Annotated in this window: 17 protein-coding genes; 9 read left to right on the top strand and 8 right to left on the bottom strand. The window is 72.1% G+C overall.

All coding sequences use genetic code 11. The features are described 5' to 3' along the window. Positions 1–6: 6 nt before the first annotated feature. On the bottom strand, positions 7–819 hold the full coding sequence (locus ACH4UK_RS10055; protein WP_398355539.1) for an enoyl-CoA hydratase/isomerase family protein: 813 nt from the start codon (positions 817–819) through the stop codon (positions 7–9). A 315-nt stretch (positions 820–1,134) separates the two neighbouring features. On the opposite strand from ACH4UK_RS10055, the gene ACH4UK_RS10050 reads away from it, so the two are divergent. After that, positions 1,135–1,302, top strand: coding sequence for a DUF3117 domain-containing protein (locus tag ACH4UK_RS10050; protein WP_003966491.1), 168 nt, complete (start codon positions 1,135–1,137; stop codon positions 1,300–1,302). Between the two features lie 89 nt (positions 1,303–1,391). Here ACH4UK_RS10050 and ACH4UK_RS10045 read toward each other — a convergent pair whose 3' ends face one another. After that, on the bottom strand, positions 1,392–2,057 hold the full coding sequence (locus ACH4UK_RS10045) for an O-methyltransferase (RefSeq protein ID WP_398355538.1): 666 nt from the start codon (positions 2,055–2,057) through the stop codon (positions 1,392–1,394). A 178-nt stretch (positions 2,058–2,235) separates the two neighbouring features. On the opposite strand from ACH4UK_RS10045, the gene sigE reads away from it, so the two are divergent. The 5 genes from sigE to ACH4UK_RS10020 all read left to right on the top strand — a co-directional run bounded on the left by sigE (position 2,236) and on the right by ACH4UK_RS10020 (position 7,433). Continuing rightward, complete coding sequence (gene sigE / locus ACH4UK_RS10040; RefSeq protein WP_398355537.1) at positions 2,236–2,997, top strand: RNA polymerase sigma factor SigE; 762 nt, start codon at positions 2,236–2,238, stop codon at positions 2,995–2,997. Next, positions 2,994–4,049: a zf-HC2 domain-containing protein gene (locus ACH4UK_RS10035; RefSeq protein ID WP_398355536.1), complete on the top strand. Its 1,056-nt coding sequence runs from the start codon at positions 2,994–2,996 to the stop codon at positions 4,047–4,049. Before sigE ends, ACH4UK_RS10035 begins: the two co-directional genes overlap by 4 nt. An 89-nt stretch (positions 4,050–4,138) precedes the next feature. Then, positions 4,139–6,013 (top strand): trypsin-like peptidase domain-containing protein, encoded by a 1,875-nt coding sequence (locus ACH4UK_RS10030; RefSeq protein WP_398355535.1) that lies wholly within the window; start codon positions 4,139–4,141, stop codon positions 6,011–6,013. A gap of 134 nt (positions 6,014–6,147) precedes the next feature. Continuing rightward, a complete protein-coding gene (locus tag ACH4UK_RS10025; protein WP_398355534.1) occupies positions 6,148–6,648 on the top strand; it encodes a sec-independent translocase in 501 nt (166 codons plus the stop codon). Positions 6,649–6,773: 125 nt separating this feature from the next. Beyond that, positions 6,774–7,433: a hypothetical protein gene (locus ACH4UK_RS10020; RefSeq protein ID WP_398355533.1), complete on the top strand. Its 660-nt coding sequence runs from the start codon at positions 6,774–6,776 to the stop codon at positions 7,431–7,433. An 88-nt stretch (positions 7,434–7,521) separates the two neighbouring features. Here ACH4UK_RS10020 and ACH4UK_RS10015 read toward each other — a convergent pair whose 3' ends face one another. Genes ACH4UK_RS10015 through ACH4UK_RS10005 form a run of 3 tightly spaced genes read right to left on the bottom strand, consistent with a single transcriptional unit; the run spans position 7,522 to position 10,523 of the window. Then, complete coding sequence (locus tag ACH4UK_RS10015; RefSeq protein ID WP_398355532.1) at positions 7,522–8,655, bottom strand: Mrp/NBP35 family ATP-binding protein; 1,134 nt, start codon at positions 8,653–8,655, stop codon at positions 7,522–7,524. A 43-nt stretch (positions 8,656–8,698) separates the two neighbouring features. Next, positions 8,699–9,259, bottom strand: coding sequence for a DUF1003 domain-containing protein (locus ACH4UK_RS10010; protein WP_398355531.1), 561 nt, complete (start codon positions 9,257–9,259; stop codon positions 8,699–8,701). Then, complete coding sequence (locus ACH4UK_RS10005; protein ID WP_398355530.1) at positions 9,249–10,523, bottom strand: magnesium transporter MgtE N-terminal domain-containing protein; 1,275 nt, start codon at positions 10,521–10,523, stop codon at positions 9,249–9,251. Before ACH4UK_RS10005 ends, ACH4UK_RS10010 begins: the two co-directional genes overlap by 11 nt. A gap of 190 nt (positions 10,524–10,713) precedes the next feature. Between ACH4UK_RS10005 and ACH4UK_RS10000 the strand changes: the two genes are divergently transcribed. Next, positions 10,714–11,481 carry a hypothetical protein gene (locus ACH4UK_RS10000; RefSeq protein WP_398355529.1) on the top strand — a complete coding sequence of 256 codons (768 nt, stop codon included), beginning with the start codon at positions 10,714–10,716 and terminating at the stop codon, positions 11,479–11,481. Between the two features lie 20 nt (positions 11,482–11,501). Here the strand turns inward: ACH4UK_RS10000 and ACH4UK_RS09995 are convergent, their stop codons facing one another. Next, entirely contained in the window at positions 11,502–12,038 is a 537-nt protein-coding gene (locus tag ACH4UK_RS09995) for a hypothetical protein (protein WP_398355528.1), read from the bottom strand. Between the two features lie 36 nt (positions 12,039–12,074). Beyond that, on the bottom strand, positions 12,075–13,202 hold the full coding sequence (locus tag ACH4UK_RS09990) for a magnesium and cobalt transport protein CorA (protein WP_398355527.1): 1,128 nt from the start codon (positions 13,200–13,202) through the stop codon (positions 12,075–12,077). Between the two features lie 445 nt (positions 13,203–13,647). Between ACH4UK_RS09990 and ACH4UK_RS09985 the strand changes: the two genes are divergently transcribed. After that, the gene (locus ACH4UK_RS09985; protein WP_398355526.1) at positions 13,648–14,232 is read left to right on the top strand and encodes a suppressor of fused domain protein; all 585 of its coding nucleotides are present in this window, start codon (positions 13,648–13,650) and stop codon (positions 14,230–14,232) included. Positions 14,233–14,257: 25 nt separating this feature from the next. Here the strand turns inward: ACH4UK_RS09985 and ACH4UK_RS09980 are convergent, their stop codons facing one another. After that, positions 14,258–15,496: an MFS transporter gene (locus tag ACH4UK_RS09980; protein ID WP_398355525.1), complete on the bottom strand. Its 1,239-nt coding sequence runs from the start codon at positions 15,494–15,496 to the stop codon at positions 14,258–14,260. 182 nt (positions 15,497–15,678) lie between these two features. Here ACH4UK_RS09980 and ACH4UK_RS09975 point away from each other — a divergent pair, with 182 nt between their 5' ends. After that, the gene (locus tag ACH4UK_RS09975; protein WP_398355524.1) at positions 15,679–16,356 is read left to right on the top strand and encodes a DUF6758 family protein; all 678 of its coding nucleotides are present in this window, start codon (positions 15,679–15,681) and stop codon (positions 16,354–16,356) included. The last annotated feature ends 170 nt before the right edge of the window (positions 16,357–16,526 follow it).

Below are 16,526 nucleotides of genomic sequence, written 5' to 3'. Positions count from 1 at the left end.
CAGCGGCTACTTCCCGAGGTAGACCGGCTTCTCCTTGGCCAGGAACGCCTCCACCGCGATGGTGTGGTCCTGCGACGCGCCCGCCCGGGTCTGGAGTTCGTTCTCCTTCTCCAGCGCCTCGGCGAGCGTGTGCCCGGCGCCGTACGCCATCGACTCCTTCAGCGCCGCGTACGCCACCGTGGGACCGGCCGCCAGGGCACGGGCCACCGAGGCCGCCTGCTCGGCCAGCTCGGCCGCCGGGACGAGGCGGTTGACCAGGCCCAGGTCGTACGCGTCCGGCGCGGAGATCGAACGCGGGAAGAGCAGCAGATCGGCGGCGCGGCTCTGCCCGATCAGCCGGGGCAGCGTCCAGGACACGCCCGAGTCGGCGGTGAGTGCGACGCCCGCGAACGAGGTGTTGAAGGAGGCGGTGTCCGCGACCACCCGGTAGTCGGCCGCGAGGGCGAAACCGAACCCGGCCCCGGCCGCGACGCCGTTCACCCCGGCGACGACCGGCTTGGCCATCTCGGTGATCGCCCGGACGATCGGGTTGTAGTGCTCCTGCACGGTGCTGAGCGCGTTGCCGATCCCCGCCTCGCGGGCGGCCGTGAGCATCGCGACGTGCTCCCTGAGGTCCTGGCCGACGCAGAAGGCGCGCCCGGTGGCCGTGAGCAGAACCGCCCGGACGCCCGTGTCCGCCGACGCATCGAGGAGCGCGTCCCGGAGCGCGACCTTCGCCGCGGTGTTCATCGCGTTCATCGCGTCGGGTCGGTTGATCGTGATCGTCGCGAGACCCTCGCTCACGTCGTACAGGACGGTGTTCGCCGGCTCGTCGGCCATTCCGGTATCCCCTCGCTGCTCGGGCATCGTTGCCACTGGAGGCAAGCATGGCCGATCCGGGGCGGGGCAGTGATGTGACCTGCGTCTAACAATTGGCTCTCACCTGGGGGTCCGGGGCGGCGCAGTATCGCAGCCGGATTGCCGAATTGGGTGGTTTTGAGAGAGCGCGTTGCGCAAGCGATGCAGACCGATGTTGGTCATCGGGGTCCCTGATGCGGGATAATGGCGAAGAAGCAATGTGTTCGATGCCGGTGAGGCAGCGCCTGTCATGGGGCCGCCGGTTGCGATGAGCTGGTTTCAGGAAGGGGAACGAGCATGGCGGCCATGAAGCCGCGGACGGGCGACGGCCCGCTCGAGGTGACAAAGGAGGGGCGGGGCATCGTCATGCGCGTTCCGCTCGAAGGCGGCGGTCGGCTTGTTGTCGAGCTGACTCCGGACGAGGCCGATGCCCTCGGCGACGCGCTGAAGAAGGTCGTCGGCTGACGCGGAACGCCCATCACCTTCACCGCTGCCCGGTACGGATTCCGTACCGGGCAGCGGTGCGTTCGGTGGTCGGGGGCCTCCGCGGCCGCTCAGCCGCGCCGGACCGCGCAGAGCAGGCCGTCGCCGACCGGCAGCAGGGTCGACATCAGCTCCTGGCTCTCGCGCACCGCCCGCAGCAGCTCCCGCAGCCGCAGCACCTCGGCCGGCTGGGCCGCGGAGTCGACCGTGCGGCCGTCCGCGAAGACGCCCTCGAAGCAGACCAGGCCGCCGGGCCGTAGCAGGCGCAACGATTCAGCGAGCACATCGAGGCTCTCGAGCCGGTCGCCGTCGCAGAAGACGAGGTCGTAACCGCCGTCCGCGAGCCGGGGCAGGACGTCCAGGGCGCGGCCGGGGATGAAACGGGCCCGGTTCGTGGCGAAGCCCGCCTCGCGGAACGCCTCCCGGGCGAACTGCTGACGCTCGGGCTCGGGGTCCACGGTGGTGAGGACCCCGTCCGGCCGCATTCCGTGCAGGAGATAGATGCCGGACACGCCGGTGCCCGTGCCGATCTCCGCCACCGCTTTGGCGTCCGCGGCCGCGGCCAGCAGGCGCAGCGCGGCGCCGGTGCCCGGTGACACCGAGCGAAGCCCCAGCTCACGAGCCCGTTCCCGGGCCCCGTGCAGTGCTTCGTCCTCGGCGACAAAGGCGTCGGCGAACGCCCAGCTCGTCTGCCGGTTGGCGGTAATGACCCTCTCCTGTCCCCGTAGTTGGCGCAACGGTGACTGTATCCGCTGGACCCGGGAACCCGCAGATGGGACCGGGCGTTGTGCAAGGAGTGGGGAAAGCGCAGTGACCGGGTCCGCGGATCGGACCGGCGAGCTGCGGGAAAGTCCCGGGCGACGCCCGGCCCCATCAGGGAAAAAGGCTTATCCGGAGCTAACGGGCGAGGTGGCTATGGTAGGGGCTCCACTGGACACCACCAGAGCCGATAGGGGAGGTGCGGCTGCGCCTGTGGACCGGAGGAGGGCGCTGTGGCGTCTTCTCAGGCCGGCCGGCGAGCCGAAATCCGTGACCGACATTGCTGACCGTTCTTCCGAAGACTCCGCACCGACCGCGACCTTCGCCTCTGATGCGGATTCTCAGGCGTGGACCCCGCCCTCATGGGAAGAGATCGTCAGCACGCACAGCGGTCGCGTGTACCGCCTTGCCTACCGGCTGACGGGAAACCAGCACGACGCCGAGGACCTGACCCAGGAGGTCTTCGTCCGGGTGTTCCGCTCGCTGTCGACGTACACACCCGGCACCTTCGAGGGCTGGCTGCACCGCATCACGACCAATCTCTTCCTGGACATGGTCCGGCGCAAGCAGCGCATCCGTTTCGACTCCCTCGGCGACGACGCGGCCGAGCGGCTGCCCAGCCGTGAGCCGTCCCCGCAGCAGGCTTTCAACGACACCCACTTCGACGCCGACGTGCAGCAGGCGCTGGACACCCTCGCGCCCGAATTCCGTGCGGCCGTGGTCCTCTGCGACATCGAGGGCCTCAGCTACGAGGAGATCGCCGCGACCCTCGGGGTGAAGCTCGGCACCGTCCGCAGCCGGATCCACCGCGGTCGCTCGCACCTGCGCAAGGCGCTCAAGCACCGTTCGCCCGAGGCCCGCGCCGAGCAGCGCTCCCTGGCGGACGCGGTCCTGGCGGGGGAGGTCGGAACGGCGTGAGCGGCACAGGACCCACCCCCGCGGAAGCGCACCTGGGGGACCGACTCGCCGCGCTGGTCGACGGCGAGCTGAAACACGACGCCCGCGAGCGGGTCCTGGCCCACCTGGCGACCTGCGCCAAGTGCAAGGCCGAGGCCGACGCCCAGCGCCGCCTCAAGAGCGCTTTTGCCACATCAGCCTCACCCTCGCCCTCCGAGGGGTTCCTGGCCCGGCTACAGGGCCTTCCCGGGGGTCCTGGCAGCGACGACGCCGGCCCCGGCGGGCCGTTCGGCGGCCGAGGGCCCTTCGCCGACGAGTTCTTCCCCGGGCTGCGGCCCTCCGGCAGCACCCGCGCCGACACCGCGCCCTCCCCCCTGGACGGCTTCGGGTACCTCCCCGCCACGCACGGCTCCGGCGCCGTGCTGCCCGGCGGCTCCGGTTCCGGCTCGGTCTTCCGCATACACGAGGTGGCCCGCGACGCGGACCGCTCACCCTGGCGCGGCCGGCGCTTCGCGTTCGCCGCGGCCAGCGCCGTCTCCCTCGCGGCGATCGCGCTGGGCGGCACCCTGCCGCTGGACTCCGGCGCCGAATCCCCGCTGCGCGCCGAGGGCAGCGGGAACAACGTCACCCCGCTCGACGCCGAGACCCGCGAGAACAGCACCGACGCGGCCAGCCGCCGGGGCGGCGGCGCCCGCGCGGTGGCCGGCGACGTCCACGCGGCCGAGCAGCCCGCGTCCGGCACGGCCCGGCCCGGGACCAACGGGGTGCCTCCGTCGCCCACCGGGACGGCTCCCGGGGCTCCGGCCGTCACCCCTCCGGTGAACCGGCACGCGCCGTCGGCCGCTCCGCCGCTGTTCGGCGTCCCGTCCTCGGGCGGACACCCCTTCACGCTCCCTGTGCTGAATGTGTCCGTCTCACCGCTGGTGCGTCCGACGATGTCCGGCACCCCGCTCCTCGCGGCGGCGCTCGGCAGCGGTGCGCCGGCGAAGGCGGCCCCGTCGTCGGTGGCCTCGGGACCGCTCCCGGGCTCACCCGCCAACGATCTGACGAGCCCGCTTTCCTCCAGGCCCTGACCGGACCCTGCGCGGGGATTCGCAAACCTGGTTGAATTCCGGTGAGGGACGCCTCTGTGGGGCGTGCAGAGGCCAGTTGCGGGGAGAGCATGGACGACGGGAAGCCCAGCGGGCCGCAGGCGAAGTGGTGGAGCCGCCCCACGGCGGGGCGTGCCGACCGCGCGGAGCCGGACAGCGGGCCGACGGCCCCGTCGGACGCTCCGGTGACCGAGGACCGTGAGCCGGCGGCCCCGGTGGCGGCGCCGGACCAGGCTCCGCCTTCCGACGCCTCCGGCCGGCCGGAGGAGCACGGCGGTCAGGAGGTCCCGCGCCCCCGCCCGGCCGGGCAGCCGCTGCACGAGCCCGACGAGTACAGCACCCCGCCCTACGGCGGCCCCGGTCCCTGGGCGCCCGCTCCGCCGGTGCAGCGGCCGACCCCGGCGCACGGCACCGTCGTACCGTCGGGGGCCGTGCCCCCGCCCCCGCAGTACGCCGCGACGGACGGCACCGGAATCCCGGCCCCCGCAGCGGCCCCGGCACCGCAGCCCGCGCCGGGCGACGGCTTCACGCCCCCGCACGGCCGGCCCGCCGACGACTTCGTGCTCCCGCAGCCCGCGCCGGGCGACGGCTTCGCACCCCCGCAGCACCCCGCACAGGCACAGCCCCCCGCACAGGCCCAGCCCACGGCTCCCTCCGCCCACACGGCTCACGTACCGCAGCCGCCGCAGGGCGCCACCGGGCAGCAGGGGACACCGCACCCGGCGCCGGGACCGCAGCAGCACACGCAGTGGCTCCAGTACGACCCGTGGGGCGCTCCGGGACAGCCGCTGTCCCGGCCGGGGCCTCCCGAGGGCGGGGACCCCGGCCGCAGGAAGAAGCGCCGGGGCGGGGCCTTCATGGGGGCGCTCCTGCTGACCCTGGTCGCCGGCGGCATCGGCGGCGGGGTCGGCGCGTACGTCGAGCGCAACGGCGGGCTGACCACCGTCGAGCTGCCGCAGGCGAGCCGCGACGGTGGCGACCGGGCCCCCGAGAGCGTCGCGGGCATCGCCGCCAGCGCCCTGCCCAGCGTGGTCACCCTGCACGTCAGCGGCACCGCCGAGTCCGGCACGGGCACCGGCTTCGTCCTGGACGGCCAGGGCCACATCCTCACCAACAACCACGTCGTCGCCCCGGCCGGGTCCAGCGGGGACATCACCGTGACGTTCAGCAGCGGCGAGACGGCCTCCGCCGAGCTCGTCGGCAAGGACAGCGGCTACGACCTCGCGGTCGTCAGGGTCCGCGGGGTCTCCGGGCTCAAGCCTCTGCCCCTGGGCAACTCCGACAACGTCCAGGTCGGCGACCCGGTGGTGGCCATCGGCGCGCCCTTCGACCTGTCCAACACGGTGACCTCGGGCATCATCAGCGCCAAGCAGCGGCCGATCACCGCGGGCGGCGAGAAGGGCGACGGCAGCGACATCAGCTACGTCGACGCCCTCCAGACCGACGCCCCGATCAACCCGGGCAACTCCGGCGGACCGCTGGTCGACACCCAGGCCCATGTCATCGGCATCAACAGCGCCATCCGCGCGGCCGACAGCGCCCGGGGCCCCGAGGCGGGCGGCCAGTCCGGCTCCATCGGCCTCGGCTTCGCGATACCCATCAACCAGGGCAAGCGCGTCGCCGAGGAGCTGATCAGCACCGGCCGGGCCACCCACCCGGTCATCGGCGTCACGCTGGACATGAAGTACACCGGCGACGGGGCCAAGGTCGGCACGAAGGGCGCCGACGGCACACCCGCCGTCGCGAAGGACGGGCCCGCGGCCAAGGCGGGCATCAAGTCCGGCGACATCATCACCCAGGTCGAGGGCCAGCGGGTGCACAGCGGCGAGGAGCTGATCGTGAAGATCCGCGCCCACCGGCCGGGTGACGACCTCGACCTCAAGCTGACCCGGGGCGGCGAGGAGCGGACGGTGACCCTGACGCTCGGCTCGGCGAGCGGAGGCTGAGGGCCGTCTGTTCGGCGGCCGCCGTGAGGTACCGCCCGGACACCTTCGGCAGGTACCTTTGAGCGGTCCGGGCAGCGGAAGGACCTGGGCCGCGATCGCACGGAGAACACGCGGAGAACACGAGGAGCAGCAAGGTGTTCAATGACATAGGCGCACTGGAGCTGTTGACGCTCGGAGTGCTGGCCGTGCTGGTCTTCGGCCCCGACAAGCTGCCCAAGCTGATCCAGGACGTCACCCGCACCATCCGTAAGATCCGCGAGTTCTCGGACAGTGCCAAGGAAGACATCCGCACGGAGCTGGGCCCGCAGTTCAAGGACTTCGAGTTCGAGGACCTCAACCCCAAGACGTTCGTCCGCAAGCAGCTGATGGACGGCGACGACGACCTGGGGCTGAAGGAGATCCGCGAGAGCTTCGACCTGCGCAAGGAGATGGCCGACGTCACCGACGCGGTCAACGGGCGCGCCTCGACCGCGTCCGATACCGCCAACAGCGCGGCGAACGGCTCTGCGGGCGCGTCGGCGGACGGCCCGTCGACCAGCCTCACCAAGACCGGCGACACCGCTCCTGACCTGCTGAAGAAGACTCCGCCGCAGGCTCAGCCCGAGCGCCCGCCGTTCGACGCAGACGCCACCTGACCCCGGTCAATCCCGACTCGCCCGGACGGTATGGCTATTCTCCATCTGTCCGGTTGCGAGGACGCCCAAGCCCGCGGGGGGCGGGCCGCTCCGGATCATGACTGATCGAGGAGGCGGCCGCGCAGATGGAGACGACGAGTCGGATTGATGCGGACGGTGTCCCGGGCACGGCCACGGCGGAGGTAAGGCCGGCGGCCCGGCGTACCGTCGACGGCTACCGGGAGGCGAGCTTCCCCTGGTACGGGCTGGACGAGGCCTTCACCGGCCCGCGCTGGCCGATGCAGGTCGGCACCGCGGCGGACGGCACGGTCCAGCACGGGTCGGTCGGCCACGGCGACGAGCCCTCCGTGAAGACGGACGGCTCCGCCGACAAGGAACGGTTCGCGGCGGTGATCACCGTGGCCGCGAGCCCGGTGCGGCGCAGCGGGGACGGCACGGGCGTGCTGGACGCCACCACGGTGTCCTCGGCGGCCTGGCTCGCGGGCTCCGGCCTGCTGGCGTACACCTGGCCGCCGCAGATGGACCACTCCCTGCGCGACGACTGGCTGGACCAGCAGACCGAGACGGCGTTCACCCTCGCCGACGACCTCGGCAGCGAGCCCTGGTCGACGCTCTCCCTGCCGGTGGACGGGGTGCCGGTGGAGTTCCACTACCGCGAGTCCGAGTTCGGCTGGGTCCTCGCGGGATCCGCCCACGAGGGCGTGCACATCGGGGCGTACGGGCGGGGAATGAGCGCGTACGGTCTCGGCTTCGCGGCCATCAAGGACATCGAGACGTACGCGTAGCGGGGTCACCCGCGCGCGGGTGACGGCGGACAGGGCGGGCCGGACGACCACCGGCCCGCCCTTTCCGCTCAGTCCGCCGTGACCGGCGTCAGAACTTGTTGCGCGGGGTGATCCCCAGCGACATGCCCGAAAGACCGCGCTGACGCCCGCCCAGCTTCTGGGCGATCGACCGCAGCGCGCTGCCGGCCGGGGAGTCGGGGTCGGACAGGACGACCGGCTTGCCCTCGTCGCCGCCCTCGCGCAGCCGCACGTCGATCGGGATCGAGCCGAGCACCGGCACCTCGGCGCCGACCGTGCGGGTCAGCCCCTCGGCGACCCGGGCGCCGCCGCCCGAGCCGAACACGTCGACCATCTCGTCGCAGTGCGGGCACGGCATGCCCGACATGTTCTCCACCACGCCGACGATCTTCTGGTGGGTCTGTACGGCGATCGAGCCGGCCCGCTCGGCGACCTCGGCCGCCGCCTGCTGCGGGGTCGTGACGACCAGGATCTCGGCGTTCGGCACGAGCTGCGCCACCGAGATCGCGATGTCGCCGGTGCCCGGCGGCAGGTCGAGCAGCAGGACGTCCAGGTCGCCCCAGTACACATCGGCGAGGAACTGCTGGAGCGCTCGGTGCAGCATCGGACCGCGCCACACCACGGGCGCGTTGCCCGGGGTGAACATGCCGATGGAGATGACCTTCACGCCGTGCGCGGACGGCGGCATGATCATGTTCTCGACCTGGGTGGGCTTGCCGTCCGCGCCGAGCATCCGGGGCACGCTGTGCCCGTAGATGTCCGCGTCCACGACCCCGACCTTCAGCCCGTCGGCCGCCATCGCCGCCGCGAGGTTCACCGTCACCGAGGACTTGCCGACGCCTCCCTTGCCGGAGGCGACCGCGTACACCCGGGTCAGCGAGCCGGGCTGGGCGAAGGGCACCTCCCGCTCGGCGGTGCCGCCGCGCAGCGAGCTCGCCAGGTCCTTGCGCTGCTCGTCGCTCATGACGTCGAGGGTCACCTCGACCCGCGAGACGCCCTCGACCCGGGCGACCGCCTCGGTCACGTTCCGGGTGATCGTTTCCCGCATCGGGCAACCGGAGACCGTGAGATAGACCGTGACAGCGACTACACCGTCAGGATCGATCTCGACCGACTTCACCATGCCCAGCTCGGTGATCGGGCGGTGGATCTCCGGGTCGTTCACTGTCGACAGTGCTTCAAGCACCGTGTCTTCCGTAGCCATACCGACGATGTTACGGCGCGGAGCCCTACGGGCGGGTAGCGCGTCAGCGGTCGCCTTCGTCACTCTCGGATGTGAGGAGGATCTGGCGGTCCTCCATGTCCCTCACCATGTCCTGGAGTTCGGAGCGGATCCAGTCGCGGGTGGCGACCTCGCCGAGGCCCATCCGCAGCGCCGCGATCTCCCGGCTGAGGTATTCGGTGTCGGCGATGGAACGCTCGTTCTGCTTGCGGTCCTGCTCGTGCGTGACCCGGTCCCGGTCGTCCTGCCGGTTCTGCGCGAGCAGGATCAGCGGGGCCGCGTACGAGGCCTGGAGCGAGAGCATCAGGGTCAGGAAGATGAACGGGTACTCGTCCCAGCGCAGATCCTTGGGCGCGTAGATGTTCCACACCACCCAGACGATGATGATCAGCGTCATCCAGACGATGAACCGTCCGGTCCCCAGGAACCGCGCGATCCGCTCGGAGACCCGGCCGAAGGCCTCCGGGTCGTACTCCGGCAGCAGCCTGCGCCGCGGCGACTTCGGCTGGTCGAGCCGGGTCCGCGGCGGGCGCATCAGGCCGGAGGCGCCCGTGGAGGCCGCCTTCGCCCGCTCCTCACCGGCCATGGCGGATCCCCTCCTCGCCGTGGAAGTCGGTCTCGCGCCAGTCCTCGGGGAGCAGGTGGTCCAGGACGTCGTCCACGGTCACCGCGCCCAGCAGCGAACCGCTCTCGTCCACGACGGGCGCCGAGACCAGGTTGTACGCGGCGAGATAGCTGGTCACCGTCGGCAGCGGGGTGTCCGGGGGCAGCGGCACCAGGTCGCTGTCGACGATGGAGCTGACCAGGGTGAACGGCGGGTCGCGCAGCAGCCGCTGGAAGTGCACGGTGCCCAGGTACTTGCCGGTCGGCGTCTCGTCGGGGGAGCGGCAGACGTACACCTGGGCGGCGAGCGCCGGCGACAGGTCCGCCTGCCGGACCCGGGCCAGCGCGTCGGCCACCGTGGCGTCCGGGCGCAGCACGATCGGCTCGGTCGTCATCAGACCGCCCGCCGTGCGCTCCTCGTAGGCCATCAGGCGGCGCACATCGGCGGCGTCGTCCGGACGCATCAGGGTCAGCAGCCGCTCCTTGTCCTCCTCGGGCAGCTCCGAGAGCAGGTCGGCCGCGTCGTCGGGGTCCATCGCCTCCAGGACGTCGGCGGCCCGCTCCTCCTTGAGCTTGCCGAGGATCTCCACCTGGTCGTCCTCGGGCAGCTCCTCCAGGACGTCGGCGAGCCGGTCGTCGTCCAGCGCGGCGGCCACCTCGACCCGGCGCTTGGGGGAGAGGTGGTGCAGGGCGTTGGCCACATCGGCGGGGCGCAGCCGTTCGAACGTGGCGACCAGGTTCTCGGCGCCCTGCCCGTGCTCCTCCAGCGAGAAGCCGCTGACCGCCGACCACTCCACCGTCAGCGTCTCGCCCTTGCGGCGCAGCGCCCCGCCGCGCCCCTTGCGCACGAAGTACTTGTCGATCTCCCAGTCCCGGCGGGCGGGCAGCTGCTGGATCGCCACGTCCAGGACGGTGACCTCCTCCTCGGTCTCCACCAGCGTCACGCGGCGGTCGAGGAACTCACCGAGGACGAGCCGCTCGGTGGGCCGCTGCTCGAAGCGGCGCATGTTGACCACACCGGTGGTGATGACCTGGCCGGACTCGACGCCGGTCACCCGGGTCATCGGCAGGAAGATCCGCCGCCGGCTGACCACCTCGACGACAAGCCCCAGGATGCGCGGCGGCCGCCCGCCGACCCGCAACATCGCCACCAGGTCGCGGACCCGGCCGACCTGGTCCCCGTTCGGATCGAACACGGGCACCCCGGAGAGGTGCGAGACGAAGACCCTGGGGGCTCCTGCCGCCATGCTCCGCCTCCTTCTTCGTGACCAGCGCGTTTCACCGTACGCGGACCGTCGTGCGCCGGGATCAGGCTAGCCCGTACCGCCGCGCCTCGCCCCGGCGGACCCGGCCGTACGGCTGGCTGCCGGACGGTGCGCGCCTGCCGGGTACGCTGCCGTCTGCCACCCCCGATCGCAGTTGAGAGGCAGTGCGCCCGTGACCTCTTTTGCCCCGGCCGTGCGGAACCATCGCCGGACCGCCCTCGCTCTCGTGCTGTGCGGAGGGCTCACCGCGGCCCTGGCCGCCTGCGGCACGGAGGAGGACCCGGACAAGGGGACCAACGGCGTCGCCAAACTCTCCGCCGCCGAGATCGACGAGAAGGCCAGAGCGGCGGCCGGCGCGGCGGACGCGGTGCGGCTGTCGGGCACGCTGGTCAGCAAGGGCGGCACCTACCGGCTGGAGATGAAGCTCAACGCGCAGGGCGGCATGGGCTCGGTGACCTCCAAGAAGCAGAGCTTCGCCCTGCTGCGGGTCGAGGACGAGCTCTTCCTCAAGGCGCCCGCCGCGTTCTGGACCCACGAGGGCAGCGCCGACAAGGGCGAGTCCGCCGACGCGGCGGCCGCCGACAAGCTCGGCGGCAAGTACGTGAAGGTCCCCGAGGGCGACCCCAGCTACCGCCGGCTGCGCGGTTTCACCGACAAGGAAGTCCTGCTCGACGGGCTGCTCGCGCTGCACGGGAAGGTCAACAAGGGCGGCCGCGACACGGTCGGGGGACAGCGCACCATCCAGATCCTGGGCGGCAAGGGCGAGGGCGGGGCGTTCGACGTCTCGCTGGAGGGCCGGCCGTATCCGGTGCGGGTGGCCCGGGGCGGCGGCGGGGGCACGATCTCACTGGCCGACTGGGGGCAGGCCTTCCCCCTGGAGGCCCCCCAGGAGGGCGACACCGTCGACTACGGCGGCCAGCTCCCCAAGTCCGACGGCTGAGCGGGTCCCGCCCCGGCGGCTCAGCGCTTCCCGCGACGCTTCAGGAGCAGCCGGGGGAGCGCCGCCGGGGCCGGCTGCCGGGTGGTGGCCGGGGTCGGCAGCGGGACGGCCGCCAGTGAGGTGTCCGGCAGCGCGGTGCTGACGGTGTCGGGCGTCAGCCGCACCAGCGTGCATTCCCTCGCCCACCGCTCCGTCATCGACTCGGCGTCCGGGGCGTTCAGCCGCTTGCCCTTCAGCTCGGCGACCGCCGCCTCCCACTCCTCGGAGTGCGGGGCGAGGAACGCCACCGTCGCGCTCCAGGCGACGATCCGGCCGCCCTTGTCCTTGCTGCGTACGGTCACCTCGGCGCGGCCGCCGTCGGCCAGGCCCTCGGGCAGCGGCTGCTCGCCGGGGCCGCCGCCGATCAGCTGCGCCGCGCCCTCGTGCCAGACGTGCCACAGGGCGCGGGCCGGGCCGGAGCCCCGGACCCAGACCAGGCCGGACTTCTTCGTGGCCTCCTCGACGAGGGCCCGCTCCAGCAGGTCGGCGGCGGCGTCGGTCGCGGCGGCATCAGTCATGGGCGCGAGCTTACTCAGCACCCGCCCCCGCACCGCTCAGAGCCAGCCGTTGCGCTTGAGGATGCGGTGGATGGAGAAGCAGACCGCTCCGATGACGCCGAGCACCAGCGGATAGCCGTACTTCCACTCCAGCTCGGGCATGTAGTCGAAGTTCATGCCGTAGACGCCGCAGATCATCGTCGGCACGGCGATGATCGCCGCCCAGGAGGTGATCTTGCGCATGTCCTCGTTCTGCGTGACGGTCGCCTGCGCCAGATTCGCCTGGAGGATCGAGTTCAGCAACTCGTCGAAGCCGAGGACCTCCTCCTGGACCCGGGCGAGGTGGTCGGCGACGTCGCGGAAGTACTTCTGGATGTCGGGGTCGACCAGCCGCATCGGGCGCTCGCTCAGCAGCTGCATGGGCCGCAGGAGTGGTGAGACGGCCCGCTTGAACTCCAGCACCTCCCGCTTGAGCTGGTAGATCCGGCCCGCGTCCGAACCGCGCGGGGTGCCCTTGGCGGGGGTGGAGAAGACATCGATCTCCACCTCGTCGATATCGTCCTGCACCGCCTCGGCCACCGCGATGTACCCGTCGACCACATGGTCGGCGATGGCGTGCAGGACGGCGGACGGGCCCTTGGCGAGCAGCTCCGGATCGTCCTGGAGACGGTGGCGCAGGGCGCGCAGCGAACCCTGGCCGCCGTGCCGGACCGTGATGACGAAGTCCCGGCCGGTGAAGCACATCACCTCGCCGGTCTCCACGACCTCGCTGGTCGCGGTCAGTTCGGCGTGCTCCACGTAGTGGATCGTCTTGAAGACGGTGAACAGCGTGTCGTCGTACCGCTCCAGCTTGGGCCGCTGGTGGGCGTGGACGGCGTCCTCGACGGCCAGCGGGTGCAGCCCGAACTCCCGGGCGATTCCCGCGAATTCGGCCTCCGTCGGCTCGTGCAGGCCGATCCACGCGAAGCCGCCCTCCTCCCGCACCTGGAGCATCGCCTCGTGCGGCGTCGGGGTCGCGGGCGTCACCAGCCGGCGGCCGTCGCGGTAGACGGCGCAGTCGACGACGGCGCTGGAGGCGGACGGGTCGCGGGTGGCGTCGTACGCGCTGTAGGGGGCGCTGTTCTTACGGAGGGACGGGCGCAGGGACGGGCGCACGGCGGCGCGCAGGTCACGGATCATCGACATGGCTGGCTCCTTCACGGAGGGCCGTCGGCGAGGGCGTGGAACAGCCCGGAATGGGGACGTGGGCTCACGTCCGCAAAGCGGGCGGCACCGCGCGGGCGCGATGACGGCGTTCGCTACAGACAGGCAAAAACGAAGGGCTCTTCCGTCGCGCGAACTGCTGTCGGGGAGTCGTCCGGACACAACGGCGGTGTCGGCCCGGGACGACCGACGAGGCGTCGGATCAACGGGAAATGCGAGGCACGGAAGAGCGGTTGGTACTGCACGGTCGACTTGGATCCATGGCAGTCCCCACCTCCTCCGGCCGGTCCCCCGTGGGGGACGACGTGTCGTCGGGACGAAGAAGAGCAACGCTTCTGCGTGCTGTCCCGACCGGCGGCCAGGCTATCAGCCGCCCAAGGCCCAATCCCGTACTTTGCCCATTCCCTACGCGATCTATGCTCGCGGGATGGAAGACATTCTCGCTCTGGTCGAGGCTCGGCTCCGGTCCGCCCTCGGGGAACCGGACGCCCGCGCCGATGTGACGTTCCTGGGCACCGACCGCATCGAGGTGCTGCGCTTCCTCGACGGCGACGTGGTGCGCTACGCGACGCTCGGTATGTCCGGGCAGCCGATGGCCGACCCCACCTCGCCGCTCGCCGATCCGGTGAAGGGCCCCCGCGCCGAGCTGATCCTGTCCGTGCGGGGAGGGCTCGCCGACACCGACCAGGTGTTGCGCCCGCTCGCCGTGCTGGCCGCATCCCCCCAGGTCGAGGGGTTGATCGTGGCCGCCGGCGCCTCGCTCGACGTGGGCGATCCGCTGTGGACCGGGGCGCCGTTCACCTCGGTGCTGGTGGCGGAGTCCGGCGGGCTGGTGGAGGACCTGGAGCTGGACGAGCCGATGGATCCGGTGCGCTTCCTGCCGCTGCTGCCGATGACGCGCAACGAGGCCGCCTGGAAGCGGGTGCGCGGTGCGCAGGAGCTCCAGGAGCGGTGGCTGACGCACGGTACGGACCTGCGCGACCCGCTGCGCACGTCCGTGCCGCTGGACTGACCGCTCCCGGACCGCCCTGGCCCGACTAGTCGGCGAAGACCGCGACGCCGTCCTGCGTGGCGTGGACCGGCTCCAGCTCCTCTGCGTCGTGGGTCAGCGCCGTTCGCCGTACGCCCACGACGGCCGCTCCGACGAGGGCGGCGAGCGCGGCCACCGCGAACGGGATGTGGACGTCGCTCCACTCCTCGATCTTCGGGGCGAGGAAGGGGGCGGCCGCCGCGGCGAACCAGCGGACGAAGTTGTATCCGGCGCTCGCCACCGGGCGCGGCGCGTCCGAGACCCCGAGGGCCAGCTCGGTGAAGACGGTGTTGCTCATGCCGATGAACGCGCCGGAGACGATCGTGGCGACGACGGCCGTGCCGTGGCTCCCGTACCCGAGGACCAGCAGGTCGACGGCGAGCAGCACGAGCGAGGCCCCGAGCACCTTGAGCGAGCCGAAGCGCCGCTGGAGGCGCGGGGCGACCAGCACGGAGAAGACGGCGAGCAGCAGACCCCAGGCGAAGAAGACCGCGCCCGACTTGTACGGGGTCATGTTCAGCACGAACGGCGTGAAGGCCAGGATCGTGAAGAACGCGTAGTTGTAGAAGAACGCCGAGGTCGCCACCGAGGCCAGCCCGCGGTGTCCGAGCGCCTTCACGGGATCGAGCAGGGAGGTCCTGCGGGCGGGCTTCGGCTGCTCCTTGAGGAACAGCGCGATGCAGAGGAAGCCGATCGCCATCAGCGCCGCCGTACCGAAGAACGGGTAGCGCCAGCTGGCGTCCCCCAGCAGCGCGCCGAGCAGGGGCCCGCACGCCATGCCGAGGCCGAGCGCCGACTCGTAGAGCAGGATCGCCGCCGCGCTGCCGCCCGCCGCCGCCCCCACGATCACCGCGAGGGCGGTGGAGACGAAGAGGGCGTTGCCCAGACCCCAGCCGGCCCGGAAGCCGACCAGTTCGGCGACGGAGGACGAGGTGCCGGAGAGCGCGGCGAAGGCGATGACGAGCGCGAGGCCCGCCAGCAGGGTCCTGCGGCCTCCGATGCGGCTGGAGACGAAGCCGGTGACCAGCATCGCGAAGGCGGTGATCAGGAAGTACGAGGTGAACAGCAGGGACACCTGACTCGGCGAGGCGTCCAGCCCCTGGGCGATCGACGGCAGGATCGGGTCCACCAGGCCGATCCCCATGAAGGCCACCACCGAGGCGCCCGCCGTGGCCCAGACGGCCTTCGGCTGGCGCAGGATGCTGGTCGCCGCCGCCCCGTCGTCGAACGGATCCTCTCCCTGCATGGGTTCTCTCCTTCTTCTCCGGCCGCTCCGGACTTCTGCCGCGCCGGATCGATGCGTTATGCACAGAATAAGTTAGGCGATCTAATAAATGCAAGCTACATCTATTTTCCCCGGTCAGGGCCACGCTGCGGACGGGTGATCGTCCTTGACGCGGGGACCGGCGGGGAGGACGGTTGGTGCCTATGAGGGGCGAACCCAGTTGCCCGAAGTGCGGTGGCCGGGTCAGGGCGCCCGGTCTCTTCGCCGACGCCTGGCAGTGCTCCGTGCACGGCCCGGTCCATCCGATGCAGCCGCTCATCCCGCCGAGCGTCGAGGCGCTCGGCGTCGTGGTGCACCGCGCGCAGGTCCCCGTCTGGATGCCCTGGCCGCTCCCCGTGGGCTGGCTCTTCACCGGTGTCGCCAGCGTGGGCGACGACCGGAGCGGCGGCCGCGCCAGCGCCGTGGCCTGCTCCGGGCCCGGCCCGCTGGGTGGAATGGGTGAGCTGCTGCTCGTCGCCGAGGAGCTGGGCGTCGGACTCGGCGCCCGGTACGCCGGAATCGAGGGCCCGGACCCCGGCCGCCACCTGAACGTCGACTCCGCCCCCGACGCCAAGGTCCATGCCGCCGGCCGCCCCACCCCCCTCTGGCACGTCAAGAACGCCCCCGAGGACCGCGCCGTCTTCGCGGGCGAGGCGCGGGGCCTGTGGCTCTGGGCGATCCTGTGGCCCGAGCAGTCGGGGCTGCTGATGTACGACGAGCTGGTGCTGACCGACCTGCGTGACGCCGGGGGAGAGGTGGACCTCCTCCCCTGCGGCGCGCTCACCCCGCGGCTGCTCACCGCCCCCGAGACACCGCCCCGGCAGGCGCTGGGCGAGCGGTAGGGGTCGGCGCGGAGCCGTCGGGCGAGGGGCAGGGAGCTGTACGGAGCCATCGTGCGAGCGGCAGGGGTCGGCCGCGAGCCGGCGGGCTCGGGCCCGGCTCCCGCCCTCCTGAGCGCGGCCGGACGGCCGACGCGCGGCGGTTATCCTTGAGCGGTCCCCCGTCCGCCCGC

Origin of the sequence: Streptomyces sp. NPDC020884, from assembly GCF_044333935.1 — a bacterium.
Taxonomy (GTDB): domain Bacteria; phylum Actinomycetota; class Actinomycetes; order Streptomycetales; family Streptomycetaceae; genus Streptomyces.
This window is presented reverse-complemented; position numbering and strand designations above follow the sequence as displayed.